Annotated in this window: 27 protein-coding genes and 2 pseudogenes; 16 read left to right on the top strand and 13 right to left on the bottom strand. The window is 60.8% G+C overall.

Annotated features, from left to right (window positions below):
* Positions 1 to 3: 3 nt before the first annotated feature.
* The gene (lysA, locus tag CXF97_RS23640) at positions 4 to 1,251 is read right to left on the bottom strand and encodes a diaminopimelate decarboxylase (RefSeq protein ID WP_101161571.1); all 1,248 of its coding nucleotides are present in this window, start codon (positions 1,249 to 1,251) and stop codon (positions 4 to 6) included.
* 9 nt (positions 1,252 to 1,260) lie between these two features.
* Positions 1,261 to 1,431, bottom strand: a complete 171-nt coding sequence (locus tag CXF97_RS23635; protein WP_016772589.1) for a lipoprotein — start codon at positions 1,429 to 1,431, stop codon at positions 1,261 to 1,263.
* Between the two features lie 226 nt (positions 1,432 to 1,657).
* Between CXF97_RS23635 and cyaY the strand changes: the two genes are divergently transcribed.
* From cyaY to rnk, 3 genes are all read left to right on the top strand, one after another.
* Positions 1,658 to 1,984, top strand: coding sequence for an iron donor protein CyaY (cyaY, locus tag CXF97_RS23630; RefSeq protein WP_101161569.1), 327 nt, complete (start codon positions 1,658 to 1,660; stop codon positions 1,982 to 1,984).
* Positions 1,984 to 2,208 (top strand): DUF1289 domain-containing protein, encoded by a 225-nt coding sequence (locus CXF97_RS23625; protein ID WP_101161567.1) that lies wholly within the window; start codon positions 1,984 to 1,986, stop codon positions 2,206 to 2,208. The genes cyaY and CXF97_RS23625 overlap by 1 nt, the downstream gene beginning before the upstream one ends.
* A 126-nt stretch (positions 2,209 to 2,334) precedes the next feature.
* On the top strand, positions 2,335 to 2,754 hold the full coding sequence (gene rnk, locus CXF97_RS23615) for a nucleoside diphosphate kinase regulator (RefSeq protein ID WP_039757397.1): 420 nt from the start codon (positions 2,335 to 2,337) through the stop codon (positions 2,752 to 2,754).
* A gap of 9 nt (positions 2,755 to 2,763) precedes the next feature.
* On the opposite strand, the gene CXF97_RS23610 is transcribed toward rnk, so the two are convergent.
* The 3 genes from CXF97_RS23610 to CXF97_RS23600 form a co-directional block, all read right to left on the bottom strand.
* Positions 2,764 to 5,607 (bottom strand): class I adenylate cyclase, encoded by a 2,844-nt coding sequence (locus CXF97_RS23610; protein ID WP_101161563.1) that lies wholly within the window; start codon positions 5,605 to 5,607, stop codon positions 2,764 to 2,766.
* Positions 5,608 to 5,789: 182 nt separating this feature from the next.
* Entirely contained in the window at positions 5,790 to 6,035 is a 246-nt protein-coding gene (locus tag CXF97_RS23605) for a TIGR02647 family protein (protein ID WP_101161561.1), read from the bottom strand.
* 197 nt (positions 6,036 to 6,232) lie between these two features.
* Complete coding sequence (locus tag CXF97_RS23600; protein ID WP_101161559.1) at positions 6,233 to 6,523, bottom strand: hypothetical protein; 291 nt, start codon at positions 6,521 to 6,523, stop codon at positions 6,233 to 6,235.
* Positions 6,524 to 6,646: 123 nt separating this feature from the next.
* Here CXF97_RS23600 and CXF97_RS23595 point away from each other — a divergent pair, with 123 nt between their 5' ends.
* Positions 6,647 to 7,306 (top strand): glutathione S-transferase, encoded by a 660-nt coding sequence (locus tag CXF97_RS23595; RefSeq protein WP_101161557.1) that lies wholly within the window; start codon positions 6,647 to 6,649, stop codon positions 7,304 to 7,306.
* A gap of 133 nt (positions 7,307 to 7,439) precedes the next feature.
* On the opposite strand, the gene argH is transcribed toward CXF97_RS23595, so the two are convergent.
* Positions 7,440 to 8,834 (bottom strand): argininosuccinate lyase, encoded by a 1,395-nt coding sequence (argH, locus tag CXF97_RS23590; protein WP_101161555.1) that lies wholly within the window; start codon positions 8,832 to 8,834, stop codon positions 7,440 to 7,442.
* A 311-nt stretch (positions 8,835 to 9,145) separates the two neighbouring features.
* Between argH and CXF97_RS28550 the strand changes: the two are divergent.
* From CXF97_RS28550 to CXF97_RS23555, 8 genes and pseudogenes are all read left to right on the top strand, one after another.
* A pseudogene (locus CXF97_RS28550) lies at positions 9,146 to 9,307 on the top strand (sensor histidine kinase); the annotation flags it as partial.
* Complete coding sequence (locus CXF97_RS23580; RefSeq protein WP_016772598.1) at positions 9,304 to 10,050, top strand: LytTR family DNA-binding domain-containing protein; 747 nt, start codon at positions 9,304 to 9,306, stop codon at positions 10,048 to 10,050. The pseudogene CXF97_RS28550 and the gene CXF97_RS23580, both read left to right, overlap by 4 nt.
* A 137-nt stretch (positions 10,051 to 10,187) precedes the next feature.
* A complete protein-coding gene (gene hemC, locus CXF97_RS23575; RefSeq protein ID WP_101161553.1) occupies positions 10,188 to 11,129 on the top strand; it encodes a hydroxymethylbilane synthase in 942 nt (313 codons plus the stop codon).
* Positions 11,126 to 11,872: pseudogene (locus CXF97_RS28545) on the top strand (uroporphyrinogen-III synthase); the annotation flags it as partial. The gene hemC and the pseudogene CXF97_RS28545, both read left to right, overlap by 4 nt.
* A 36-nt stretch (positions 11,873 to 11,908) precedes the next feature.
* On the top strand, positions 11,909 to 13,051 hold the full coding sequence (locus CXF97_RS28540; RefSeq protein WP_256589923.1) for a uroporphyrinogen-III C-methyltransferase: 1,143 nt from the start codon (positions 11,909 to 11,911) through the stop codon (positions 13,049 to 13,051).
* Positions 13,048 to 14,286 carry a heme biosynthesis protein HemY gene (locus CXF97_RS23565; RefSeq protein WP_101161549.1) on the top strand — a complete coding sequence of 413 codons (1,239 nt, stop codon included), beginning with the start codon at positions 13,048 to 13,050 and terminating at the stop codon, positions 14,284 to 14,286. Before CXF97_RS28540 ends, CXF97_RS23565 begins: the two co-directional genes overlap by 4 nt.
* Before the next feature lie 216 nt (positions 14,287 to 14,502).
* Positions 14,503 to 15,054, top strand: a complete 552-nt coding sequence (locus CXF97_RS23560) for a disulfide bond formation protein B (protein WP_101161547.1) — start codon at positions 14,503 to 14,505, stop codon at positions 15,052 to 15,054.
* A 182-nt stretch (positions 15,055 to 15,236) separates the two neighbouring features.
* On the top strand, positions 15,237 to 15,695 hold the full coding sequence (locus tag CXF97_RS23555) for an Rsd/AlgQ family anti-sigma factor (protein WP_039757408.1): 459 nt from the start codon (positions 15,237 to 15,239) through the stop codon (positions 15,693 to 15,695).
* Between the two features lie 56 nt (positions 15,696 to 15,751).
* Here CXF97_RS23555 and CXF97_RS23550 read toward each other — a convergent pair whose 3' ends face one another.
* Positions 15,752 to 16,417, bottom strand: a complete 666-nt coding sequence (locus tag CXF97_RS23550; protein ID WP_101161546.1) for an FKBP-type peptidyl-prolyl cis-trans isomerase — start codon at positions 16,415 to 16,417, stop codon at positions 15,752 to 15,754.
* A gap of 192 nt (positions 16,418 to 16,609) precedes the next feature.
* Here CXF97_RS23550 and CXF97_RS23545 point away from each other — a divergent pair, with 192 nt between their 5' ends.
* Entirely contained in the window at positions 16,610 to 17,791 is a 1,182-nt protein-coding gene (locus CXF97_RS23545) for an AlgP family protein (RefSeq protein WP_101161544.1), read from the top strand.
* Here CXF97_RS23545 and CXF97_RS23540 read toward each other — a convergent pair.
* Positions 17,788 to 18,249, bottom strand: coding sequence for a TIGR02444 family protein (locus CXF97_RS23540; RefSeq protein WP_101161542.1), 462 nt, complete (start codon positions 18,247 to 18,249; stop codon positions 17,788 to 17,790). The genes CXF97_RS23545 and CXF97_RS23540 overlap by 4 nt on opposite strands.
* A gap of 50 nt (positions 18,250 to 18,299) precedes the next feature.
* Here CXF97_RS23540 and CXF97_RS23535 point away from each other — a divergent pair, with 50 nt between their 5' ends.
* The 3 genes from CXF97_RS23535 to rhtB all read left to right on the top strand — a co-directional run bounded on the left by CXF97_RS23535 (position 18,300) and on the right by rhtB (position 21,544).
* The gene (locus CXF97_RS23535) at positions 18,300 to 20,210 is read left to right on the top strand and encodes an ATP-binding cassette domain-containing protein (protein ID WP_101161540.1); all 1,911 of its coding nucleotides are present in this window, start codon (positions 18,300 to 18,302) and stop codon (positions 20,208 to 20,210) included.
* Positions 20,210 to 20,791, top strand: coding sequence for a mechanosensitive ion channel family protein (locus CXF97_RS23530; RefSeq protein ID WP_101161538.1), 582 nt, complete (start codon positions 20,210 to 20,212; stop codon positions 20,789 to 20,791). Before CXF97_RS23535 ends, CXF97_RS23530 begins: the two co-directional genes overlap by 1 nt.
* A 120-nt stretch (positions 20,792 to 20,911) precedes the next feature.
* Positions 20,912 to 21,544, top strand: coding sequence for a homoserine/homoserine lactone efflux protein (rhtB, locus tag CXF97_RS23525; RefSeq protein ID WP_024014759.1), 633 nt, complete (start codon positions 20,912 to 20,914; stop codon positions 21,542 to 21,544).
* A 60-nt stretch (positions 21,545 to 21,604) separates the two neighbouring features.
* Here rhtB and CXF97_RS23520 read toward each other — a convergent pair whose 3' ends face one another.
* From CXF97_RS23520 to CXF97_RS23500, 5 genes are all read right to left on the bottom strand, one after another.
* Positions 21,605 to 22,351: a penicillin-binding protein activator LpoB gene (locus tag CXF97_RS23520; RefSeq protein ID WP_101161536.1), complete on the bottom strand. Its 747-nt coding sequence runs from the start codon at positions 22,349 to 22,351 to the stop codon at positions 21,605 to 21,607.
* A gap of 3 nt (positions 22,352 to 22,354) precedes the next feature.
* A complete protein-coding gene (gene lpoB, locus CXF97_RS23515) occupies positions 22,355 to 22,942 on the bottom strand; it encodes a penicillin-binding protein activator LpoB (RefSeq protein WP_016772610.1) in 588 nt (195 codons plus the stop codon).
* A 36-nt stretch (positions 22,943 to 22,978) separates the two neighbouring features.
* Positions 22,979 to 23,350: a YcfL family protein gene (locus CXF97_RS23510; RefSeq protein ID WP_016772611.1), complete on the bottom strand. Its 372-nt coding sequence runs from the start codon at positions 23,348 to 23,350 to the stop codon at positions 22,979 to 22,981.
* 15 nt (positions 23,351 to 23,365) lie between these two features.
* Complete coding sequence (locus CXF97_RS23505) at positions 23,366 to 24,760, bottom strand: COG3014 family protein (protein ID WP_101161534.1); 1,395 nt, start codon at positions 24,758 to 24,760, stop codon at positions 23,366 to 23,368.
* A gap of 206 nt (positions 24,761 to 24,966) precedes the next feature.
* Complete coding sequence (locus CXF97_RS23500) at positions 24,967 to 26,373, bottom strand: COG3014 family protein (RefSeq protein WP_101161533.1); 1,407 nt, start codon at positions 26,371 to 26,373, stop codon at positions 24,967 to 24,969.
* Positions 26,374 to 26,551 lie beyond the last annotated feature (178 nt).

The following is a 26,551-nucleotide window of genomic DNA, read 5'->3' as shown; positions in this document are numbered from 1 at the left end:
GGGTTACTCCGGCAGCAGGCTTTCGCCGGCAAACAGCTCGGCCACGGTTTCGCGGCGGCGCACTTCAAAAACCTGATCCCCGTCTACCAGCACCTCGGCGGCACGGCCGCGGGTGTTGTAGTTGGAACTCATGACGAAACCGTAGGCACCGGCCGAATGCACCGCCAGCAAGTCGCCTTCGGCCAGCGCCAGCTCACGGTCCTTGGCGAGGAAGTCGCCGGTTTCGCAGATCGGGCCGACGATGTCGTAAGTGCGGGCGGCGGTCTCGCGCGGGTTCACCGCGGTGACGTCCATCCACGCCTGATACAGCGCCGGGCGGATCAGGTCGTTCATCGCCGCATCGACGATGGCGAAATCCTTGTGCTCGGTGTGCTTGAGGTACTCGACCTGGGTCAGCAGCACGCCGGCGTTGGCAACGATGAAACGGCCCGGCTCGAACACCAGCGCCAGATCGCGGCCCTCGAGGCGTTCGCGGACGGCTTTGACGTAATCGGCTGCCAACGGTGGCTCTTCATCGCGATAACGCACACCCAGGCCGCCACCGAGATCGATGTGGCGCAGGTGAATGCCGCAATCGCCGAGGCGGTCGACCAGATCCAGCAAACGGTCGAGGGCATCGAGGAACGGCGGCAGCGTGGTCAGTTGCGAACCGATGTGGCAGTCGACGCCGACGACTTCCAGGTTCGGCAGATGCGCGGCGCGCACGTACACGTCTTCGGCGTCGGCAATGGCGATGCCGAACTTGTTCTCTTTGAGACCGGTGGAAATGTAGGGGTGGGTGCCGGCATCGACATCCGGATTCACGCGCAGCGAAACCGGGGCGCGAACACCCAGCTCGGCGGCGACTACTTGCAGGCGCTCGAGCTCGTCGGTGGATTCGACGTTGAAGCAGTGCACGCCGACTTCGAGGGCGCGACGCATGTCGTCACGGGTCTTGCCGACGCCGGAGAACACGATCTTGTCGGCGCTGCCACCAGCGGCCAGTACACGTTCCAGCTCGCCACGGGAGACGATGTCGAAACCGGCGCCGAGACGGGCCAGGACATTCAGTACGCCGAGGTTGGAGTTGGCCTTGACCGCAAAGCAGACCAGATGCGGCATGCCGGCCAGCGCATCGGCGTAGGCCAGATACTGCGCTTCGATGTGCGCCCGTGAGTAAACGTAAGTGGGCGTGCCGAAGCGGTCGGCGATGGCGGACAGCGCCACACCTTCCGCGAACAGCTCCCCGCCACGGTAGTTAAAAGCGTCCATGGCGATCCCTTAGTAAACGTCGTGCTTGTGAGCCTTGGATGGCTGCTTCTGCGAAGACTGGGCTTGTTCGGCCGGGTCCTGGTCGTCATCGGGCAGGTACAGCGGGCCTTTTTGACCACAGGCCGAGACCAGGCAGGCAACCGCGACGAGCGCAGCAAGGGAAGAGATCAGGCGCTTCATGGCGAAATCCTTGAAAATGCGTTAATTGCGCCGGAGTATACCGGCCACCCGGCAGCTTGCCTATGCGAGGGGGTTCCCGTCCGGCGGGGCTCCTGTGATGTGCATCATCCCTGTGGGAGGCGTTGAGTGGGCCGACAGGTGCCTGGTCGTTAATCTTTGCAATCGGCCGGCAGCGTCCGTATCTTTCGGCGCTTGAGCCTGATCAGACATTTTTGAGGTTGCCGCAATGAGTTTGTCCGAAGCCCGTTTCCACGATCTCGTCGATGCTACCCAGCAGGCGTTGGAAGAGTTGCTGGAGGATCATGCCGACGATATCGAGATCACGGCTGGCATGATGACCATCAAATTCGACAATGGTAGTCAGCTGATCATCAGCCGCCAGGAGCCGCTGCGTCAGCTGTGGCTGGCGGCGCGTTCCGGCGGTTACCACTTCGACTACGACGAAGAGTCGGGCAAGTGGAGCTGCGAGAAGTCCGAAGAGCTGCTCGGCGAAGTGCTGTCGCGCTGTGTTCACGAACAGGCCGGCCTTGAGCTGGATTTCGAAGAGATCTGATGGTGACCGAGGCTGCCGCGCGACCACCCAAGCCGCTTTACAGCAACGTCAGCCCGGCGGTGCCTTCGCCCTGCACGGGCGTATGTCGACTGGACGAACAGAAAGTCTGTCTCGGCTGCGCGCGCCATGTTGAAGACATTCGCGAATGGCGTTCGGCCGACGATCAGCGGCGGCGGGTGATCGTCGCCCAGGCGTCACAGCGCAAGCTGTCCAATGGTGCGTGACTTGTATATTTTTTGAGCTGTGATAGTGTCCGCGAACGCCTCAAACCACCGAGGCACGGTGAGAACCCCGTCTTTTTTGGCGGGGTTTTGCTTTTTTTGTGCAGAAGAAAGGAGTCTGCCTGGATCATGACCGCACCTTCCATCACCCTTACCCGTCTGGACGTCCAACGTCTGGAGCGCCTGATCGACAGCCTGAGCGAGAAAGACCAGGCTGCGCCGGGCGTGATTGCGCTGCAAACCGAGCTGGACCGCGCCGATACCGTGGTCGGCCACGATGAAGTGCCCGCCGATGTCGTGACCATGAATTCCCGCGTGCATTGCCGCGAAGAAGGCAGTGGCAAGGATTACCACCTGACGCTGGTCTACCCCAAGGACGCCAACGCCGACGAAGGCAAAATCTCCATTCTCGCCCCGGTCGGCAGCGCGCTGTTGGGCCTGAAGGTCGGCCAGCACATCGACTGGCCGGCGCCGGGCGGCAAGTCGCTGAAGCTGACCTTGCTGGAAGTGGAATCGCAACCGGTCAACGGCGGCGCCTTTCCCGAGTAAATCCTCGCCTCAAACCTGTTCGAGCGCTTCATTCAACGAGCGCTCCAGGTCCGCCTTGTAGCGCAGATACAGATTGCTTGAACTGTGCCCGTCACCGAGCAGACCCGAGAGGTCGAGGTCGGTGATGTAGCAGCGATAGCGCTCGGTCTCGCGGCGCTGTTCGACGATCTCCCGGGCGACCACGCTGAACAGTTGGTCGCCATGCTCCAGCTCGCTGAATTCCCGCTGATTGCAATACAACGTGACCTGCACTTCGCCGGGCGCGGCTTTGCCGATGATCGCCTGCACGTCGTAGAACGGTTTGTTCACTGGCGTCTGCGGTGCCGGACGGATCTCGACCCTGCGCGAGCGACCCGGGCCGGACGGCAACAGCTGGTAATACAAAGTCTCGGGGCTGCCCGCAGGGCCACCGTCCATCGGCAACTGCGCTTCACGGCGGTACTGGATCGATTGCACAAAACGCTGCAACGGCACCAGCAGACTCTGCTCGTCGTGGTAGGGCAGGTGCTGCTGCCACAGCGCATTGAATTCATCCAGCACATACAGTTCGGCCTGCTGTTCGTTGATGCGGTAGAACACCTGAATGCACTCCGGCTGCCCCATCGGCAGGATCAGCGCCAGGTCGTGATCCTCGAGTGCCATCGGGTCGAGGTGCAGCGGGCTGTAGCGCGGTTGTTCTTCGCCCAGGTAATCGAGCAGTGCCGGTAGGGTAGCGAGCGCGACATGATTGACCTGACCTGGCACCAGCTCCAGCACGTGATAGTGCTGCTGCACCTGAATCAGGTAGCGATGATTCAATTCACTGAGCAGCAGGGTCTGCGCGGTGTCGACGATTTCTTCGACGCGGCGGGCAATGAACTGCGCGCGGTTATGGCAGAAACAGCGCACTTTCAGCGACGGCTGCACCAGACCGCGCGGCAGGTTGTTGAGGTAATCGCGCAGGCAATCGAGCAGCGCGTGCGGGCCGTCGAAACGATTGACCAGCACTTCGTTCCAGCTGTTGAGCGTAACCTGGTCGAGGGTCAGCACGAGATTTTCGCGCACGCCGGCGTAGCTCAGCGAGTCGGTGCGCTCGGTGGTCATCAGGATGTTCAGGTCACGGTGATGCTTGAGCGGGTCGACACCGACGTTGATCAGCATCAGCACTTCGCTGGGCACGGCGGCGCGCAGCAACGGCTCTTCCGCCACGCTGGGCAGGGGCAGGGCGATGCACTGCTGCAGGCTGCCGAGCAGGTTGAACAACTCAAATTCACTCAGATCGCTGGTGCCCGGATGCAGTGCCAGACGGGTGCTGCTGTCGATCACGCCGTTGCGGTGGCACCAGGTCAGCAGTTCAAGCAGCTCGCGACTGCGCTTGATCGGCGCAAAATTTTCCCACTCCAATGCCGTGAGGTTGCCGTTGTACAGCCCCCATTGGGTCTGCCCCGGTTCCTTTTTGTTGGGTGACTGCACCAGGGTCAGGGTGTCTTCGGCCAGATCCGGGGCGATGCCGGGGTTGATGAACTCGACCTTGTCGGCCTTGCGCTCGAAAGCTGCATACAGGCGCCGGCCGAGGACATTGAGATCGCGCTTGTTGATCAGGCTGACGGTCTGTTCGCTGCGGGCGAACTGGGTCAGGAAGCGATAGCTGTAGTTGAGCTCGTTGACCAGCGCGCGTCGCTCGGCGCTGACCTGGCGCACTTTCCACTGACTGCGACTGTCGAGCAGCACCAGTTGCCGCTGATCCCACTGCCATTCACCGGCCAGACGTTCGAGCAGTGCGCGCTGCCAGCCCTGGCTGCGGCTGTTACCGGTGAGCTTGCGATTGACCTTCAGATACAGCGCCCGGCGCACCAGCTCCAGGCGTTCCGGCTCGTTGCGGGCGATTAGGTATTCCTCGATACGGCGGTACACGACCATGTACGGGTCGAGTTCATCGAGGTCGAGCTGATTGGCAAACACGGCTTTCTTGAAGCGCAGACTCAGGCACTGCACCTGCGGGTGTTCGCTGGCGTACACCTCGGTCAGTAGCAATTTGAGCACTGACTTGTAGGGTGATTCGATGCCTTTGAACAGCTGCCACAATCCGGCACCGATGAATTCTCCCGGCGGAATCGTCGCCATCGGCCCGAGATCCAGGGTTTCGTCGGCGCGAATAAAGCGTTTGGACAGTAGGGTATGGGTGTAGGCGTCGTAGGCTGTTTCTTCATAGACCGGCACCAGCCACCAGATCGGTGTGCGCCCGGCAAGCCAGATCGCCGTGCGGTAAAACTCATCGAGCAACAGATAGTGCTGGGTGCTGCCGCAGTTTTCCGAACTGAGCTGGGAGTCTCGTTCGCCTCTGACGAAACGCGCTGGGTCGATCAGGAAGAAATGCGCTTCGGCGCCCTGGCTCGCAGCCCAGGTTTCCAGCAACTGGCACTTCTTGCTCAGCTCACTGAGCTCGCTTTCGCCCATATCCGGCGCATGGCAAACCCACACGTCCATGTCGCTCTGATCGGCCTGGGCCAGTGTGCCGAGGCTGCCCATCAGGAACAGGCCGTGGATCGGCCGCGGCGGGTTGCTGCCGTGGCGCGGTTTGTAAGAGAACGAACGGGTCAGGCGTTGTGCTTCAGCGAGCGCATTGGCGTCGGGCTCATAATTGGACAAGCCGGCCGGCGTACTGCCCGAGACATAGCCGGGCAGCAACGGATGATTGACGTGAAAGAACAGCGGCAACAGCGTCAGCACGCTTTGCTGGCGCGTCGACAAGCCTTCGAGGGCACGGCCGAGGCGGCCTTCATTGAGTTTGAGAAAACGTGCGCGCAGTTGACTGAGTACCTTGCGGTCGATGCCTTCGTCCAGGTCAGGGCGGATTTCGTGGGTGCGCGTCATGTCAGCTCAAACCGGCTTGCAGGCTCGGACGTAGAGGGTCTCGGAATGGCCGCAGTTTAGCCTCTGCGTAGCAGGACGTTTAAGCTGAATTTGTTTTTTCGCCGCAGATTTTTATCGACAGTGACCAGGCGGGCCCGCGGAAATCCCGTAGCAGGGGTTCCCGTGGGCAAAGTCATGAGGAATCAGGCGGTTTCCTGCTCTTTGAGAATCGTCAGTACGGTCTGCACGTTTTGCGCGGCATCGCGACCAAGGCTGGTCAGATAACCGCCATCGGGCTGGTCGGTGAGGTCTTTTTCAAACAGGCGCTGGGCAGCAGCGATGTGTTTCGGGGCAGCGGTCTGATGAATTTTCAGACCTTCCTGGGAACTGTCCAGGGGAAAGAGTGCGAGGACTTCCAGTTCGGCAACCAACTCAGGGGTAAGCGACATAAGGACTCCAGACTTTCTAGGAATTGGACGACAGCGCCCCTAAGGTGAACCCGCTGGTGCGGCATGTCCAGTGCTCAGATCAGGGGATTTTGTCTTGAGGCGAATTCCAGTGTAGTCCTCAAAAAAAAGATCGCAGCCTTCGGCAGCTCCTGCACGGAATCTATGCAGAAGCTGCCGAAGGCTGCGATCTTTTGATCTTAATGCTTTTCCGGTGGCAGCTCTGGCAAAGCGCGCAGCGCCGCTTCGTACCACTCGGTGTCGAAGGGACGATCTTCATCGAGCATCGCGTCAATCTCGAAAGCCAGCACATGGGCCATGAGATTAAGGATCTCCTCGCGCTCCATTCCGACCAGCGTGAGCTTGTTCAAAGTCGCCTTGGCCGCTGGCGGGTTGTCGCTTTCGATCTGGTTTTCGATGGCTTCGATCAGCGTCGCTTCGGTGAATGCTTCTTCGTCGTCATCGTTGACGATATCTGTCGGCTCGCTCATGGCAGGCTCCTCAGGGAAAGGCGCCAGTTTACCCGCATTCAGCGGCGTGATGCTGCTGGCGGGAAACGTCGCGGCGATCTATAAACAGGCACTGCCCACCCCGCACGGCCTGGAGGCTTTGTGATGTTCAAGCTCTACGGATTCGCTGTCAGCAATTACTACAACATGGTCAAACTGGCGCTGCTGGAAAAAGGCCTGCCCTTCGAAGAAGTGACGTTCTACCCGGCACAAACCCCGGATTCACTGGCCATCAGCCCGCGCGGCAAGGTTCCGGTGCTGGGTGTTGATGCCGGTTACATCAACGAAACTGCGATCATCCTCGAATATCTCGAGCAGTCTGAAAAGGGCACGCCTCTCCTGCCGAGCGATCCGTTTGAGCGCGCGCAGGTATTGGCAATTGCCAAAGAGATCGAGTTGTATATCGAGTTGCCGGGCCGTGCCTGTTATGGCGAGGCGTTTTTCGGTGGTACGTTGCCCGAGGCGATCAAGGAAAAGACCCGGACCGAATTGCTGCTGGGCTTTGCAGCGCTGAGCCGGCACGGCAAATTCGCCCCCTATGTGGCGGGTGACCGCCTGAGCATTGCCGATTTGTATTTCCTCTACAGCGTGCCGTTGGCCTGTGCGGTCGGGCAGAAGCTGTTCGGCATCGATTTGCTGGCCGAGATGCCGCAGGCGAAAGCTTTGCTGGAACGGCTTGAGCTGAATCCGCATGTGCAGAAGATTGCGGCGGACAAGGACGCGGCGATGCCGGCGTTTTTGGCGATGATTGCGGCCAAGAAGTAAGAATTACGCTGTTCTGAAGACCGCATTCGCGAGCAAGCCCGCTCCCACGTGGAGATTTTTGTCAGTCACACCGTTTGTGTTCGACAGAAATCCGAATGTGGGAGCGGGCTTGCTCGCGAAGCTTTTTTGGCTTTTAGCGGCTGGCCAGCAGGGCCTGACCACGAGCCACAGCAGCCTTGACCTGCGCCGGTGCCGTTCCGCCGATATGGTCGCGGGCATTCACCGAGCCCTCAAGGGTCAGCACGGCAAACACGTCCTGCTCGATCTGATCGCTGAACTGACGCAGCTCTTCCAGGCTCATCTCGGCCAGATCCTTACCCGTATCGACGCCGTATTTCACCGCGTGGCCAACGATTTCATGGCAGTCGCGGAACGGCAGACCACGGCGCACCAGATAGTCAGCCAGGTCGGTCGCGGTGGAGAAACCGCGCAGCGCCGCTTCACGCATGATTGCGTGTTTCGGCTTGATCGCCGGGATCATGTCGGCAAACGCGCGCAGCGAATCGCGCAGGGTGTCGGCGGCGTCGAACAGCGGCTCCTTGTCTTCCTGATTGTCCTTGTTGTAGGCCAGCGGTTGGCCTTTCATCAGGGTCAACAGGCCCATCAGTGCGCCGAACACACGACCGGTCTTGCCGCGAACCAGCTCGGGCACATCGGGGTTTTTCTTTTGCGGCATGATCGAACTGCCGGTGCAGAAGCGGTCCGGCAGATCGATGAACTGGAACTGCGCGCTGGTCCACAGCACCAGCTCTTCGGAGAAACGCGACAGGTGCATCATCGCGATGCTCGCGGCCGAGCAGAATTCAATGGCGAAGTCACGATCGGAGACGTTGTCCAGCGAGTTGCCGCCGACGGCGTCGAAGCCGAGCAGCTGCGCGGTGTATTCGCGATCGATCGGGTAAGTGGTGCCAGCCAGCGCGGCGCTGCCCAGCGGCATGCGGTTGGTGCGCTTGCGGCAGTCGACCAGACGCTCGTAGTCGCGGCTGAGCATTTCGAACCAGGCCAGCATGTGGTGACCGAACGTCACTGGCTGCGCGGTCTGCAAGTGGGTGAAGCCCGGCATGATGCTCGCAGCTTCGCGCTCGGCTTGCTCCAGCAGGCCTTTTTGCAGGCGGGTGATCTCGGCCAGGATCAGATCGATTTCATCGCGCAGCCACAGGCGGATATCGGTGGCGACCTGGTCGTTGCGGCTGCGTCCGGTGTGGAGCTTTTTACCGGTCACGCCGATGCGGTCGGTCAGGCGTGCTTCGATGTTCATGTGCACGTCTTCGAGGTCGACGCGCCAGTCGAACTGGCCGGCCTCGATTTCGCCCTGAATGGTGTTCAGGCCGTCGATGATGCTGTCGCGCTCGGCATCGGTCAGCACGCCGACTTTGGCCAGCATGGTGGCGTGGGCGATCGAGCCCATGATGTCGTGGCGATACAGGCGCTGGTCGAAAGTGACGGAGGCGGTGAAGCGGGCGACGAAGGCGTCGACGGGTTCACTGAAGCGGCCGCCCCAGGACTGATTGGTCTTGTCAGTGCTCATGAATTCGCTCGTATCGGCTTGAAGAAATGACGTGAAACGCTGGCGCGGATAATAACAGGGTTGCCAATCCTGTCGCTGACACCGATCGATACGTTTTTACCCCGATGTGTCAGGCGTCTCCCGCCGTGTCTGCAAGGAATTTACAAAAGGATATTTTTTGATTGAGCAATATCGTTCCGACGAACGTCTACAGTGGACATAAGGGTCGGTGCGTAGGCGGATCATGCAAAGGTCTGGCCACCGACTATAAGAAAAGGGGGCGGGTGAGTTGTCGTTGAGTCAACCGCCGTGAGAAACGCAGGAAACAGTGGGCTCTGAGCGGTACGACCCGGACGCTGGCAAATATTGCTGGCCGACGTACGGCACTTTTTGGCGCTCGGGCTAGTCTTAGCGTGGATCGCGGTGACGGACGTCACTACACCTGTCTACGCTATCCTTGTGCGAGACTCACGCAGGAATCCAGCGCAATATGAATGTCCTGATCGTTGATGACGAACCCCTGGCTCGCGAGCGCCTAAGCCGTATGGTGAGCGAGCTCGAGGGTTACACAGTCCTGGAGCCCAGTGCCACGAATGGCGAGGAGGCGTTAGCGCTAATCGACAGCCACAAGCCGGATATCGTGCTGCTCGATATCCGCATGCCGGGCCTCGATGGCCTGCAGGTTGCTGCCCGACTGTGCGAACGAGAGACGCCGCCGGCCGTGGTGTTTTGCACCAGTCCCGATGAATTTGCCGTGGAAGCCCTGCAGGCCAGCGCCGTGGGCTATGTGGTGAAACCTGTGCGAACCGAACACCTGAACGAAGCCCTGAAGCGGGCTGAGCGTCCCAATCGGGCGCAACTCTCGGCCCTGACCCGTCCCGCTGCCGAAAGTGGCAACGGCCCACGCAGCCACATCAGCGCACGGACCCGTAAAGGCATCGAGCTGATTCCGCTGGATCAGGTGGTCTACTTCATCGCCGACCACAAGTACGTGACCCTGCGTCACGAAGCCGGCGAGGTGCTGCTCGACGAACCGCTCAAAGCACTGGAAGACGAGTTCGGTGAGCGCTTCGTGCGTATCCACCGCAACGCGCTGGTCGCTCGTGATCGCATCGAGCGATTGCAACGCACGCCACTGGGACATTTCCAGTTGTTCCTCAAAGGCCTCAATGGCGATGCGCTGATTGTCAGCCGGCGGCATGTTGCCGGTGTGCGCAAGATGATGCAGGGGCTTTGACCCGGTCTTCAGCGGTCTTTTCGTGTTCTTTTATCCGGCATGGCAGGCCAGGGAGGCCGCGCCGGTTCTGATTCAGGTCAAAGCGAAATTGACTGAGCTGTTATTATCCGCCGTATCTATTCAGTACGGATTGTTCCATGTCCCCTCGCGAAATCCGCATCGCCACCCGTAAAAGTGCGCTGGCCCTCTGGCAGGCCGAATACGTCAAAGCCCGTCTCGAGGCGGCCCACCCGGGCCTGCTGGTGACGCTGGTGCCCATGGTCAGTCGCGGCGACAAGCTGCTCGACTCGCCCCTGTCGAAGATCGGCGGCAAGGGCCTGTTCGTCAAGGAACTGGAAACCGCGTTGCTGGAAAACGAAGCCGATATCGCCGTGCACTCGATGAAAGACGTGCCGATGGACTTCCCGCAAGGCCTGGGTCTGTTCTGCATCTGCGAGCGCGAAGACCCACGCGACGCTTTCGTCTCCAACACCTACGCAAGTCTTGAAGCGCTGCCTGCCGGTGCCATCGTCGGCACCTCGAGCCTGCGTCGGCAGACGCAACTGCTGGCGCGTCGTCCGGACCTGCAGATCCGTTTCTTGCGCGGCAATGTCAACACTCGTCTGGCCAAACTCGATGCCGGTGAGTACGACGCGATTATCCTTGCCGCGGCCGGTTTGATCCGCCTCGGTTTCGAAGATCGCATCACTTCGCCGATCAGTGTCGATGACAGTCTGCCGGCCGGTGGCCAAGGCGCGGTCGGCATCGAATGCCGCAGCGCCGACAACGAAATCCATGCCTTGCTCGCGCCTTTGCACCACGCCGATACCGCTTCGCGGGTGAACGCCGAACGCGCCCTCAACAAACATTTGAATGGTGGCTGCCAGGTGCCGATCGCCTGCTACGCCGTGCTCGAAGGCGAGCAGTTGTGGTTGCGCGGTCTGGTCGGCGAGCCGAGCGGTGGCAAGCTGCTCAGTGCCGAAGCGCGGGCGCCGCGCGCTGACGCCGAAACCCTGGGCGTGCAGGTCGCCGAAGATCTGCTCAAGCAGGGCGCTGACGACATTCTCAAAGCGGTGTACGGCGAGGCGGGTCACGAGTGACTGGCTGGCGCCTGCTGCTGACGCGTCCCGCGGATGACTGCGCGGCGCTGGCCGAACAGTTGGCCGGGCAGGGGATTTTCAGCAGTTGCCTGCCGCTTTTGGACATTGTTCCGCTGACGGTCTCTGACAGTATTCGTCAGGCGATTGCGCGATTGCCCACTTGCAACGCAGTAATCGTGGTCAGCAAACCGGCGGCGCGGATTGCGGTGGATCTGCTCAGGTCCGAAGGCGCGGCGCCATTGAGCATGCCGTGGTTCAGCGTCGGCGCGGCGACTGCCGAGATTCTTCGCGATCATGGTCTCGACGTGAGTTTCCCGTCTGATGGCGATGACAGTGAAGCCTTGCTGCAATTGCCGCGTCTGCGCGAGGCGCTGAGCCAGCCCGGCGCGCAGGTGATGATCCTGCGTGGGGAGGGTGGCCGTGAGCTGCTCGCTGAGCGCCTGCGCGCGCTTGGTGCTAGTGTCGAGTATCTGGAGTTGTATCGCCGCGACCTGCCTGCCTACCCGCCCAGCGAGCTGCCACGGCGGATCGAAGCGGAACGCTTGGACGGGCTGGTGGTCAGCAGTGGACAGGGTTTCGAGCACCTGCGGCAGATGGCCGGCGATGCCTGGCCGAAGATCGCGCAGTTGCCGTTGTTTGTACCGAGCCCGAGGGTCGCCGAGCTGGCACGTGCCGCCGGGGCTCAAACAGTTGTGGATTGCCGCGGCGCGAGTGCCGCGGCTTTGCTGACGGCGTTACGGGAGTTTCCCGTGCCGTTTTCCAATGCAAAGGATGGATACGTGAGCGAAACAGCCTTGCCCAAAGATGACGCCCAGCCTGCGCTCGATGCTCAGATTGAAACTCCACCGCCGGCCCGGGAGCCGCGCCGAGGCAATGGACTGGCGATTGTCGCCCTGCTGCTTGGCGCCGCCGGTGTCGCCATCGGTGGCTGGGGTGTCTGGCAGGTGCGTCACCTGCAGAACAACACGCAGCAACAGTCGAGTCAGGTGCAGGCGTTGAATGATCAGGCGCAGAGTCTGAAGCTCAACGAGCAGCGTCTGACCGAGCGCCTTGCGCAGTTGCCTGGCGCTGATGAACTCGCCGAACGCCAGCGTCTGGTCACGCAATTGCAAGGCGATCAGCAGCGCCTCAATCAACGTCTGGAAACCGTCCTCGGCGCCAGCCGCAAGGACTGGCGTCTGGCCGAAGCCGAGCACTTGCTGCGTCTGGCCAGTCTGCGCCTGTCGGCATTGCAGGACATCAGCAGCGCGCAGGCGCTGGTGCAGGGCGCCGACGAAATCCTCCGTGAACAGAATGACCCGGGTTCCTTCGCCGCTCGCGAGCAAGTGGCGAAAACCCTGGTTGCCTTGCGCAGCACCGAACAACCGGATCGCACCGGGCTGTTCCTGCGCCTTGGCGCGCTGCGCGATCAGGTCATCGACCTTACCGAGCTGGCGCCGGAGTACAAGGATCGCGGCGAGTCGCTGCTGGGTCTGACCGCCGACGGCGATGGCGCCAGTCGCTGGGCGCAATGGTGGGACAAGGTGTCGCGCTATATCCGCATCGATTTCAACGCCGACAAGAATGTCAAACCGCTGCTGGCCGGGCAGAGCCTGAGCCAGGTACGCCTGGCCCTGAGCCTGGCGCTGGAGCAGGCGCAATGGGCGGCACTCAACGGTCAGGCGCCGGTTTACACCCAGGCGCTGACCGAGGCGCGCGATGTGCTCAAGGGCAATTTCAACCCGGACAACCCGCAAAGCAAAATCATGCTGGAACAGGTCGCCGAACTGAGCAAGGAGCCCGTCACCGTCAAGATTCCGGATCTGGCCGGCACCTTGAGCGCGGTGCAAGCGTATCTTGAGCGGCGCAACCTCAACGCCGAAGAATCGGTGAAGCCGTTCGCCAAGCCTGCCGCCAACGCGGCGCAGGAGACGACCCCATGAAGCGCCTCTATGTAATCGTGTTTCTGGTCATCGCGGCGACGGCAGCGCTGGGCCTGGCGATCGCCGAGCATTCCGGTTACGTGCTGGTGGCGTACAAGAGCTTCCGCTACGAGGCGAGCCTGTGGGCAACGCTGGCGGTGATCACGGTGCTGTGGCTGCTGTTCTGGGGTATCAAGGTGTTGGTCGAGCTGGTGACGACCTCTACCGGCGTGGTCAATCCCTGGTCGCGGCGCAATCGCAGCCGCCGCGTGCAAGTGGCAATCGAACACGGGCAACTGGATCTGGCTGAGGGTCGCTGGGCCAGCGCGCAGCGGCATCTGACCCGCGCAGCCGAAGCCGAACGCCAGCCGCTGCTTTATTACCTGGGCGCCGCACGCGCGGCCAACGAGCAAGGCCAGTACGAAGAAAGCGATCGTTTGCTCGAACGTGCGCTGGAGCGTCAGCCGCAAGCCGAATTGGCGATCGCCCTGAGTCACGCACAGTTGCAGACCGATCGTGGCGACACCGACGGTGCGCTGGTGACCTTGCAGGCAATGCATGAACGGCATCCGCGCAGCGCGCAAACACTGCGTCAATTGCAACGTCTGTATCAGCAGCGTGGCGAATGGACGGCGGTGATTCGTCTGCTGCCGGAGTTGCGCAAGGACAAAGTGCTGCCGCCGGCCGAACTGGCTGAACTCGAGCGTCGCGCCTGGGGGGAAAATCTCTCGCTGGCAGCTCATCGCGAAGAGGACGGCACGGTGGGTCTGCAGTCGCTCAAGCGGGCCTGGGAACAGCTGACTTCAGCGCAGCGTCAGGAGGCCCCTCTGGTATTGGCCTATGCCGAGCAATTGCGCCAGCTAGGCGCTCAGGTCGAGGCCGAAGAGGTGCTGCGCACCGCGCTCAAGCGCAGGTACGACAGCCATCTGGCGCGGCTTTATGGTCTGGTTCGTGGCAGTGATCCTGCACGACAGTTGCAAACCGCTGAGGGCTGGCTCAAGGAGCATCCGGCCGATCCGAGCCTGCTGCTGACCCTTGGGCGTTTATGTCTGCAAACCAGTCTGTGGGGCAAGGCTCGCGACTATCTGGAAAGCAGTCTGCGCGTGCAGCGCAATCCTGAGACATGCGCTGAATTGGCCCGACTGCTCGCACAGCTCGGCGATACCGAGCGCAGCAACCAGTTGTTCCAGGAAGGTCTTGGGCTGCTTGATGAACGTTTGCTGGCGGCGCCTTTGCCGGTTGCGGCGAAGGTCTGAGAGGCGAGGGAGGATGCTCCCTCGTGAACTTCACTGACCGAAAATTCATCTTCTTTGTGCTCTTGAGGCAAAGTCCTACAGAGTCCTTCATCTTTTCCTCTTGAACCTGTCGGGTTTTCCCTACATCTGTGGTGAACTGTCGGCAGGCCCTTGCCTTGAAAGGCTGACACGCTTTCCTCTACCGTAACTGCCTGTCTCTACTGTTACGGAAAAGCCATGTCGTTGGCCTGCTCACGCTCCTTGTTCTTCATCGCTTTCATTGCGGGGGCCTTTGCTCTGGGAGCTTCCTATTACCTCGAATATGCGGTGGGCCTGACGCCTTGCAGTCTGTGCCTGGTGCAGCGCTTGTTCCTCACCTTGCTGTGCATTGGCTGCGGCGTGGCGGCGGTGCATGGCCCCCGGCGTGGCGGATTATGGTGGTACTGGCTGTTTGCGTTGGGCGCCAGTCTGGGCGGAACCACCGCTGCCTGGCGGCAGGTGTTGATCCAGAGTGATTCCATGTTGCAACTGGTCAAATGCTCGCCGACTGTGGAATCACTTTTCAGTGGCTTGCCATGGATCTGTGCCCTGCAACGAATGTTCAACGGCGGTGCCGACTGCTCGGAAATCTCCTGGACACTCTTCGATTTGAGCATCCCGGAATGGAGCCTGCTGTTTTTTGTCGGTGTGTCCATTCTTGCGGTTTATCAGTTGTTGCGTCTGATCTGCAGTGCTCTGCAACGACCGGTCAGCGACGAAGCGTCGCACCACGTGCTGGTCAGGGATTAAACACTTGTATGAACTTTATCTCCTGCGTACCTTGAAGCCATAGGCGTGCGGGCATAATCTGGCCGGCACGTGTCATTGGATTTATGTTGCTCGATGACGCTCTGCCCGATCGTCCACCCAGTCAAATCAGAACATGGGCGCGGGTGTAGAGCAGCATGACCCACAAGGGAAGAGAGATCGCCATGCTCGAAAGTTGTCAGAATGCTCAGGAACGTTGGGGTGGGGTTCATCTGCTGATCGACCGCTGGTTGCAGGAGCGTGAAGAGCTGATCGGCGCCTACGACAAACTCGGTGCGCAGCCTGATTCGCTGTCTGAAAGCCGCAAACCTCTACTGGAATTCTGCGGTGTGCTGGTCGATTACGTGTCGGCCGGTCACTTTGAAATCTATGAACAGTTGACTGGCGAAGCCAAGGCGTTCAACGACAAGCGCGGTCTGGAACTCGCCGAGACAATCTACCCGCGCATCGACGTCATTACCGAGAAGCTGCTCGCGTTCAACGACCTGTGCGATGAAGGTAAATGCGTTGCGGAGAAATTCAAGGAATTGGGCGGCTTGCTGCATGAGCGCTTCGAACTTGAAGACTGCCTGATCGAAGTGCTGCACACGGCACACAAGGCAGAAGACCCGGTTCAGGCCTGAACCACATCCTTGCGGAAAAACGGTGCGCCGAAAGCGCACCGTTTTTTTATGCCCGATCAGTTCGTCGCGCCACGCAGTTCCACTTCAAACACCAGTGGCGTGAACGGTGCGATCAGGTCGCCGGCACCGTCGGCACCATAGGCCTGATCCGATGGAATCACCAATCGCCATTTTGCCCCGACCGGCATGTTCTGCAGCGCCGTGCGCCAACCGGCAATCACGCTGTCGAGGTTGAACCATTGCGGTTGGCTGTTCTGGTCAAACACAGTGCCGTCCGGCAACTTGCCGACATACAACACCTGAACTTTTCCGTCGGGGCCGGCTTTGGCGCCGGAGCCCGGGACGAGTTCGGTCAGAAGGATGCCATCGGCCAATTCCTTTACGCCCGGTTTGGCTTTTTCCGCGCTGAGAAACCGTTGCTCGTTCTCCATCGCAGCATCACTCGATTGGCGTGATGCCTGCTCGGCATTGCGCGATTCGTGATCGGCCAGAATCTGTTCGATACGCGCTTCACTCAACGCCAGGGGCTTGCCCTGATACGCCTGTTGCAGGCCTTCGATCAGCGCCTGGATCTGCAACTGCGGCACCTCCTGGCGCAGCCGTTCACCGAGGCTGGCACCGAGGCTGTAAGCCAGGTCATGAGCATCATTCGCCGTGGTTTTTTCATCGGCGTATGCCGCCGAAAAAACCACGCAGAGGGACAAAATAAAGTAGCGCGACATGGGCACTCTCCGACCTGAGATGCGAGGGATTATGCCAGTGCAAACGTCTGCATCGGTGAACTGCTTTTACCCCGGTGCAGAACATTTCGGCTTCGGTGCAACGCAACGGCGCAGATACTGTCAACATGCCCTAGCGGCGGTATCAGCAGAGGTCTAGTATGAGCCGCACTCACGTCAGCCAGGAGGTAAACCATGTCGGCCACCAAGAAGCCTGTAAATACTCCGTTGCACTTACTCCAACAGTTGTCGGGCAGCTTGCTCGAGCATTTGGAAAACGCTTGCTCGCAAGCCTTGGCTGATGCTGAAAAACTGCTCGCCAAGCTGGAAAAACAGCGTGGCAAAGCGCAGGAAAAACTGCACAAATCGCGCACCAAACTGCAAGACGCCGCCACCGCCGGCAAAGCCAAGGCGCAGAATAAAGCCAAGGCCTCGGTGAAAGAACTCGAAGACCTGCTCGACGCGTTGAAAGATCGTCAGTCCGAGACCCGCAGCTACATTCTGCAGCTCAAGCGCGATGCTCAGGAAAGCCTGAAGCTGGCCCAGGGTGTTGGCCGCGTTCAGGAAGCAGTGGGTAAGGTCCTGTCGTCGCGTTCGGCCAAACCCGCAGCCGCTCCAGCGAAGAAAGTCGCTGCCAAACCTGCTGCAAGCAAAGCCCCGGCAAAGACCGCTGCGGCCAAACCTGCTGCTGCGAAAACCACCGCCAAACCAGCGGCCAAGGCGCCAGTGAAAGCGGTTGCCAAACCAGCGGCGAAAACTGCAGCGAAGAAGCCAGCGGCGAGCGCGGCAAAGCCGGCGGCTAAAACCACCGCAGCCAAACCTGCTACAGCCAAGCCAGCAACGAAAGCCACCCCTGCCAAAACCGTCGCTAAACCGGCCGCGAGCAAAGCTGCACCGGCGAAAACCGCAGCCGCCAAACCTGCTGCCAAAGCAGCGGCGAAACCAGTCGCAAAAACAGCTGCTGCGAAGCCCGTTGCCAAGATTGCGGTTAAACCGGCTGCCGCCAAACCTACGGCGAAAGTGGCGGTAAAACCTGCTGCCAAACCAGCCGCAACATCGACAGCAAAACCTGCGGCAAAAACCGCGGCGAAACCGGCCGCCAAGCCTGCTGCGAAACCCGCTGCTGCCAAGCCTGCGCCCGCTGCTGCAAAACCGGCCGCCAAGCCAGCCGCAAAACCAGCGGTGAAAAAGCCTGCTGCTGCCAAGCCAGCCGCTACCAAACCGGCTACCGCTCCAGCGGCCAAGCCTGCGCCTGCGGCTTCCCCGGCTGCTCAGGCTACGTCGGCACCGTCGTCCGCCGCTCACTCGACCCCTTCGACGGCGCCAGCGCCAGCCGCTTCGTCGAGCGTCAGCAGCACCCCGACCAGCGCTTCCTAAGTGCCGGTTGCCGCGACGCGCAGCACTTGCAGCGCGTCGCGGTTCAGGCTGGCTGCACTGCCGGCCAAGCCTTCCAGCCAGGTCACCGAACCTGCCTCGTTGCGCGTCCATTCCTGCGCCACACCTTCCAGCCGTGACAACAAGGTTCGTTCAGCTTCAAGCTCAAGTGACTTGATCTGCTCGCGCATGCCTGCCACCACCGCATCATCGACGGCCCGCACTTTCCATTGCATGCGCAGGCTTCGCAATGGCTGCACCACTTCGACATCCCACGGCGCGGTCAAGGCCTTGAGCAGGCGTACGCGCGGTTCATCGCAGGTCACCGCTCGCTGCTCCAGCCACAAACCGCATAGCAACAGGCAGACATTGGCGCCCGCCGTTTGCAATCGCAGGCAGGCATCTTCCACGCCCGGTCGGGCGTAGACATCAAGGGCAAAGCTCCACAGGTCAGAGGACATCGTGCTACTCGCGCCAGTTGTGAGCGAAGCTGGTAGACTCCGCCGCCATTATGATCCGACTTCAGAACCTGACTTTACAGCGTGGCCCGCAACGTCTGCTAGAAGACGCCGAGCTGACCCTGCACGCCGGCCACAAAGCCGGCCTCATCGGCGCCAACGGTGCCGGCAAATCCAGCCTGTTCGCCTTGCTGCGCGGCGAGTTGCATCCGGATTCGGGCGACTGCCTGCTGCCGGTCGACTGGCGCATCGCGCACATGCGCCAGGAGGTCGACACCCTTGAGCGCCTGGCGGTCGACTATGTGCTCGATGGCGACCTGCGTCTGCGTGAGGTGCAGCGCGAGCTTGCCGCCGCCGAGCAGGCCCATGACGGCACCGCGCTGGCGCGCCTGCACGCCGAACTCGACAGCGCCGACGGTTACACCGCCGATGCACGGGCGCGCAAGCTGCTCGCCGGTCTTGGTTTCACCAATGAGCAGATGGACCGTCAGGTCGGCGATTTCTCCGGTGGCTGGCGGATGCGTCTGAATCTGGCACAGGCACTGATGTGCCCCTCGGATCTGCTGCTGCTCGACGAACCGACCAACCACTTGGACCTCGACGCAATCATCTGGCTCGAAGAGTGGCTGAAAAGCTATCCGGGCACCTTGCTGCTGATTTCCCACGACCGCGACTTCCTCGACGAAGTGGTTGATCACGTCGCCCATGTCGATCAGCGCAAACTGACGCTCTACCGTGGAGGCTACACCGCGTTCGAACGCGCCCGCGCCGAGCGTCTGGCCCAGCAGCAACAGGCCTACGAGAAGCAGCAGGCGCAGCGTGCGCACATGGAAAGCTACATCGCTCGCTTCAAGGCCCAGGCGACAAAGGCCCGTCAGGCGCAGAGCCGGATCAAGGCGCTGGAACGCATGGAAGAACTCTCGGCGGCCCACGTCGATTCGCCGTTCGACTTCGTCTTCCGTGAGTCAACGAAGATCTCCAGCCCGCTGATCGACCTGTCCGATGCACGCCTGGGTTATGGCGACAAGACCATCCTGGAGAAGGTCAAGCTGCAACTGACTCCGGGCGCGCGGATCGGTCTGCTCGGGCCGAACGGCGCGGGTAAATCGACGCTGATCAAGAACCTCGCCGGTGAGCTTGAACCGCTGGCCGGGCGCCTGACCCGTGGCGAGAACACCGTGGTCGGCTACTTCGCTCAGCATCAACTCGATTCGCTGGATTCCAAGGCCAGCCCGTTGCTGCACTTGCAGCGGCTGGCGCCGGGCGAGCGCGAGCAGACCTTGCGTGACTTCCTCGGCGGCTTCGACTTCCGTGGCGCGCGCATCGATGAGCCGGTGCTGAATTTCTCCGGTGGCGAGAAGGCTCGTCTCGCGCTTGCGTTGATCGCCTGGGAGCGGCCGAACCTGTTGCTGCTCGACGAACCGACCAACCACCTCGACCTGGAAATGCGTCTGGCACTGACCATGGCCCTGCAGGAATTCAGCGGTGCGGTGCTGGTGGTGTCTCACGATCGGCATTTGCTCAAGAGCACCACCGACAACTTCTATCTGGTCGCCGACGGCAAGGTCGAAGAGTTCGATGGCGACCTGGAAGATTACGCCCGCTGGCTGGTGGAATACCGCCAGCGTAATGCGCCGGTCAGCAACACACCGGTCAATCCGGACAAGACCGACAAGAAAGCCCAGCGCCAAGCGGCAGCAGCGTTGCGCCAACAACTGGCCCCGCACAAGCGCGAGGCCGACAAGCTTGAAGCCGAGCTGGGCAAGCTTCACGAGAAACTGGCCAAGGTCGATGCCAGCCTCGGCGACAGCGATATCTACGAGCCGGCACGCAAGAATGAACTGCGGGATCTGCTCGCCGAACAGGCCAAATTGAAGGTTCGTGAAGCCGAGTTGGAAGAAGCCTGGATGCAAGCGCTGGAAACCCTGGAAAGCATGCAGGCGGAGCTGGAGGCGTTGTCCTGATGGAAGCCTTCAAACTGCCCTTTGCGGCGGTATGGGTCGAACCGCTCTGGTTCACCGCGCAGATTCTGCTGATTCTGCTCGCGGGTTACCTGACCCAGCGTTTCGTCGCCAAAGGCCTGACTCGCCTGGGTGAGCGTTATCCTTTCCCGCCGCAATTGCTGATGCCGCTGCGTGGCGTGCTGCGCTGGCTGATCATGGGCAGCGCGCTGCTCTTCGTGCTTGAGCGCCTCGGCGTTTCGGCGACAGTGCTGTGGACGGCGCTGTCGGGTTTTGTCGCGGTGGCGGCGGTGGCGTTCTTCGCCATGTGGAGCGTGCTGTCCAATCTGCTCTGCGCGATCCTGATCTTCACCGTCGGACCGTTCCGCCTCGGCGATGTGGTCGAGCTGGTGGACACCACCGACAAGCCTGGCGTCAAAGGCCGGGTGATCGCGATCAATCTGCTCTACACCACGCTGGTCGAGGCCGAAGAACTCGGCACCGGCAGCGCCATGGTGCAGGTGCCGAACAGCCTGTTCTTCCAGCGTTCGGTGCGGCGTTGGCGCGGGACGGATGTGTTGCCGTCGAGCGGGTTCGAGAAGTAGCTTTTTCAGCGAGATCAAAAGATCGGACGATCGCGGCCCGAGCCTTCGGACGATCTTTTGCTTTTAAGCCCAAAGCGCATTAGCTTGAGCGTCTGTCACGATTCAGAGCCGAGGTGTGCGATGGAGCTTCAAACATGGCTGGCATTCTTTGCCGCCTGCTGGGTGATCAGCCTGTCCCCGGGCGCGGGCGCCATCGCGTCGATGTCCAGCGGTCTGCAATACGGATTCTGGCGCGGCTACTGGAACGCGCTGGGCCTGCAGATCGGCTTGGCGGTGCAGATCGCGATTGTCGGCGCGGGTGTGGGTGCCGTGCTCACCGCATCGGCCACAGCGTTCCATGCGATCAAATGGTTCGGCGTCGCTTATCTGGTTTATCTGGCGATCAAGCAATGGCGGGCGCTGCCCATGGACATGAGCGATGACGCCGCGGTACGGCCGATCGGCAAGCCGCTGGCCCTGGTGTTTCGCGGCTTTCTGGTGAACATCAGCAACCCCAAGGCGTTGGTGTTCATGCTCGCGGTGTTGCCGCAGTTCATCAATCCCCACGCGCCGCTGCTGATTCAGTATGTGGTGATCGGTGTGACGATGGTGTTTGTCGATCTGATCGTGATGGCCGGTTACACCGGGCTGGCGTCGAAGGTGCTGCGTCTGTTGCGCACGCCCAAACAGCAGAAGCGCATGAACCGCACCTTTGCCGGGTTGTTCATTGGTGCGGCGGCGTTTATGGCGACGTTGCGTAAAGCGGCGGCCTGAAGCACTCGGGCAGAAAAAAGGCGACCTTTGCGGGTCGCCTTTTTTGTTTCTCTCGGTCGGTCAGCGCAGAATCACCGGCGCCGTATCACGCGGTAGATTGTTGCGCTGCGGCGCCTCGCGCGGTTGCTCGTAACCGCCACCACCATCGAGCTGCATGCTCAGTTGCCCGGCCACGTCTTCCCCCAAGGCCTTGGACACGTCACGCACCACCCGCGGACGATTCAGCGAGATCTTGATGTCGCGATGGTTCACCAGTTTGGTGTCCTGCGCTTCGCCCATCGCCGTGAAGGCCGAGGTGATCTCGTAAGTCTTGGTGTTGATCAGACTGAAATCCGCCACCAGTGTCAGGCCCAGTACCGCCGAGTAGCTGTCGGTATGCGCCAGCTCGTTGACGTCCTGGGTGAAGTCGATGTCGGACACAGTGCCGAACAACACGTAGTCGGCGCCTTTGAAGTTGCCGGCCTTGATGCGTTTGATCACGTCATACACATCGCCTTTGGACGAGGCGGTGTACGGCGTGCCCTGCACCAGCTGGAACATGCCGGTACGCAGAATTTCACCCTTTATGTCGCCGGTGAATTTGCGCAACTCGCCCTGTTCGATGTAGCTGGTGGTCGCTTCGATCTCGTTGTAGCTCGAAGAGCCGCTGGCGCTGTAGTAGCTCTCGCGGTGATTGCTCTGCGCCGAAACGATGTGGATGTATTGCTCCACGCGCTCCTGATACGCCAGATCCGTCACCGCCACTTTCGGGGCCGCCTGCGCGCTGAACGCGCAAGCCAGGGCCATCATGCCAATCCATGTGCGCATCGATCAACGCTCCGTGGTTTTGCGGATCTCTTTTTCATCCATCCACTCGGCCAGACCGCTTTCGACGTCGATCAACTGCAGGCTGAATTTGTAGAAGACGTCCTTGTAGTCGCTGCTGCGCTTGACGATCGAGCTGATCGAGCCTTCGATGCGGTACTTGGCGGCAACCATATTGCCGGTCTTGGCCACGGTGCTTTTCTTGTACAGACCGCTCTGGTTTTGCAGTTTGAGCTGGTCAACCTGGCTCTGCATTGCGTTGTTATCGCTGGCGAAGCGCGCGACGCCGGTCTTCATCAGCTGGGTCTTGATGCTGGTGGTGATTTCGCGGGTATCGATGTACTCGCTGGTCTTGTTTTTCACGTCGTAGACCTGAACCACGGGACGACCCTGCAGAATGCCGGACTGGGCCAGCGAGCGGGTCATCGATTCGGCGATCATTTGCAGGTCGGTCGAACCGAATTCGTTGGTCACGGTTTCAACGGCTTTGGTGTCGCCGTAACTGATGTTCTTGCTGCCCAGGGTCGGCGAAGTGTTGGCGCAACCGGAGGCCAGCAGGGCGATGACGGCGATGCAGGAAAAGCGTGCAAACATGAGAAAGCTCTCTCAATCAGAAAAAGGGTGGCGGGCTTAAGGCGTTTTGATTTCCAGACGGAAATCCACGGCTTTCGGGGTCGGAGCGATGGCTTGAATGAAGCTGGTCTGAGCGCCATACATCATCTGGCTTTTCCAGACCTCTTCTTCGGCAACCGGGAAACCTTCGGCGCCAAGCCAGGCGAAGCGGTAGTAGAAGATCTTGTTGCTGTTGAGGGTGTTGCTCAACTGCACATTGACGGTCATGAAGCCGTTTTCGCGGGCCACGCGCATGGCGCCGACGACGATGTGTTTCTGCGGCCCCATGGCCACGACTTTGCTCGCGGCGCTGCCCGGCTCAGGTGGCGGCGGGGTGGCGCAGCCTGCCAACAAGGCGAGGGCGGCGACGGCGATAATCTTCAAGCGCATTGCAAGACTCCGTTCTTAAGGTTGTTTGAGGCTGGCGACGTTGGTCGCGCCAGCGCTCGGCATTACGTGAGCAGCGATGCCGCCAGCGAACACCTGGTTGCCAACGGCGCGCAGGCTGACCACTTGATAACGCTGATCGACGGTGACCCTGACCACCGAGCCGCCCACGGCGCTCGGCAGGGTAACCTGATGCTCACCCTTTTTCAGGCGCAGGCGCACCACTTGGGTGTTGTCCGGCAGGGTGCGCCACGTACGGGTATCGGCACCTTCCAGTACCGCTGAAGAAATGCCTACGGCGAGACCGGCCAGCGGATTGGTTTCGTTGATCTGCTTTTGCGCCACGCCTTTGGTGATCGCCCGCACGGTGGTGCGCACGATGATCCCGGGCATGTCATCGCGCAGCGCGCGGCGCGACATAGCGGTGGTGCTGTTCAGCGCGGTCAGGTCAACTTGCTTGCCATCGACACCGATCTGCGCGAACGGCGCGGTGGAAGTGTCCGGTTTGATGATCGGGAACGACAGCGGGGTGATCACCACATTGTTGGAAATCGGCAACGGCAGCGGTACGCGAATCGAGTCGCGGGCCGGGGCCAGGCCGCTCTGCACTACGATCAGGATATCGCTGTCGTCAGACTTCGAAGGTTTGTCGAGGTTGACCAGCGCCTGCTCGAGCAGCGGCGTGTTCGGGCGCAATTCGGCAGCCTTGCGATAACCCGGCGCGGCCAGATCCTTCTCGCCCAGGGCTTCGTAGACGAAACCGGCGAGGTAATGGCTGAACGCGCTCTGATAGCTGTTTTTCAGGCCGACCACTTCCGGCGCGTCGAGGCTGGCAACCGGATAACCCTGAAGATCCTTGTACTGAGTCTTGATGCCTTCTTTCTCGGCCTGTTCTTCGCTCTTGAGGTATTCCTTGTCGCGCAGGTCGGCGATCACCGCTTCGCGTTCGTGGGTCTTTTTGATCGCCGTGCGGGCGCCATCGAAATCGTTGACCGCCAGCAGGTTCAGGGCCATCTGCGTGGTCAGCATGACTTTTTCGTAGTCGTAGCCTTCGTAGCGGCGCACCTTGTCGTTGACGATGAAGCTGCCGAACTGTGCCAGGTACTTGGCGGAGTCGAGCTTGACCGCGTCTTCCCACTGACCGACTACCTTGTCCGCGCTGCCCCAGGCGTTCTGGCTGCCCGACAGATCGCCCTTGGCGCGCAGCAGTTCTCCTTTCTCGAAGTAATAGAGCAGGTCTTTGTCGGTGCCGCTGTTGTTCTTTTCCAGCAGGGTCAGCGCCGCGTCGACGTTGCCGGAAGCCAGTTGCTGGTTGGTCTGGGCCAATTCGGAATCGTAGTTGCGAAACGCTGCACAGCCGGACAACAGAGTGACGGCGCTGAGCGCGAGCAGAGTGGGGGCGCGGAATGCCATGGGTACTTCTTCCCTGAGTAGCAAAACTTGCAGCCGCGGGTGCTGGTCGGGCTGGTGTGACCTATCGACGGCGGCGTTGGCCTCCTGCCAATTCCTCAAGTGTGAGGAGCTTGTGTTGCCGGCTCGCTGAGCGAGGGCGCGGCATTATAAACGCGAGGTGATGGCCATGTAATATCTTTTCGCTTTCATTATTCGGTGGTGTGCCATCACTCGTTCGCGGAATCAGGTGGGCTTGGCGCAGGTTTATGCTGTGGCACGAAGGCTGATCCAACGGTAAAAACCTGGTCGCGCAATACACGCAAATGCAGAACATGCCGATCCTGATCGACGCGAAGTTCAAATGGGCTATCAATGGGCGCTGCCGCAAAACGGAAGGTGTGCAGGCCTTTCTTCAGGCGCAGGCGGGCGATCAGCGTCTTGTCCGGCAACGCTCGCCATGTACGGGTGTCGGCTTCTTCGAACGGATCATGCTGAGTGACGATCAACGAGGCTTTCGCCGGGTTGCGCTCGTTTTCCTGCGCTTGACCGATGGCGGCCATGTTGGCGCGGAACATCGCCCGCGAGATGATTTGCGGCATGTCGTCGCGCAGTGTGCGCATGGACATGTCGGTCACGCTGTTGATCACGGCCAGCGGCTGTTTATGGCCATCCACAGTTATATGCTTGAAATTGGGTGTGACCGAATCAGGCACCATCACCGGGAATGAAATGGGCGCGATGATGACCAACGTTTCGTTCAGACGAACCGGGATCGGCACCTGTACGGAACTGCGAGCCGGGGCCAGCCCACTCTGGATAATCAGCAACACATCGCTTTCATCGGCTTTCGCTGGCGGTTTATCGAGATTGCGCAGGGCCTTTTGCAACAAGGGCATGTCCGGCCGCAATTCGATCGCCTGACGATAACCGGCCGCTGCCAGGGCGCGCTCGCCGAGGGCTTCGTAAGTGAAGCCGGCCAGATAGTGGCTGAACGCACTCTGGTAGCCGTTTTTCAGTTCCACGACCTGCGGCGCCTCGAGCAGGCCGACCGGATAACCCTCCAGGTCCCTGTAATGCAGGGTTTTGCCTTGGGCTTTTGCCTGTTCCTCGGCCGCTTCGTATTGCTTTTCCCGCTGGCGGGCGATCAATGCTTCGCGTTCGTGGGTTTTCCTGATGTCTGCGCGGGCGCCGGCAAAGTCATTGACGGATAGCTGGTTCAAGGCCATTTGCGTAGTCAACATGACCTTTTCGTAATCGTAGCCTTCATAGCGGCGCAGCTTGTCGTTGACCAGCATCGTGCCCATTTCGTCACCGAAGCGCGCGAGCAATTTCATTGCGCCGGACGGGTTGGCCTCCTCGCGCTGGAAGATCATCCGGTCGGCATTGCGCCAGGCGTCCTGGCTGTCGGGCAGGACACTGCCAGCGCTGAGGATCGCGCCTTTTTCCAGGTAATACAGCAGATCCTTGTCTTCCCACGGGTTGTGCAATTCCACCAGTGCCAGAGCGCCGTCAAGATTGCCCCGGGTCATTTGCTCGGTGGTCTGCTGCATTTCAAGATCGTAGTGGCGATAGGCGGCACAACCGCTCAACTGAACAGCCACGCAGAGCAGCAAAACGAACGGAAGACTGCGCATTGACCTTGATTCCTTGCACGCAATGGCTCTGGGGCGGGCAGTATAAAGTGGATGATGGCAAATGGCTGCGATCTTCATCGGGCGTGTCGAGGCAATCGGCAGCGGGCGGTGCGGCCATACTCATCGACAAACGCTGCTGCCGTCTGCCGGGTATTTCCTGCCAATCAAAGCGAAACGC

Origin of the sequence: Pseudomonas sp. Choline-02u-1 (genome assembly GCF_002836515.1) — a bacterium.
Lineage (GTDB): Bacteria > Pseudomonadota > Gammaproteobacteria > Pseudomonadales > Pseudomonadaceae > Aquipseudomonas.
Note: the sequence above shows the minus strand (reverse complement) of the source record. Positions and strands in the feature narration are given on the sequence as shown.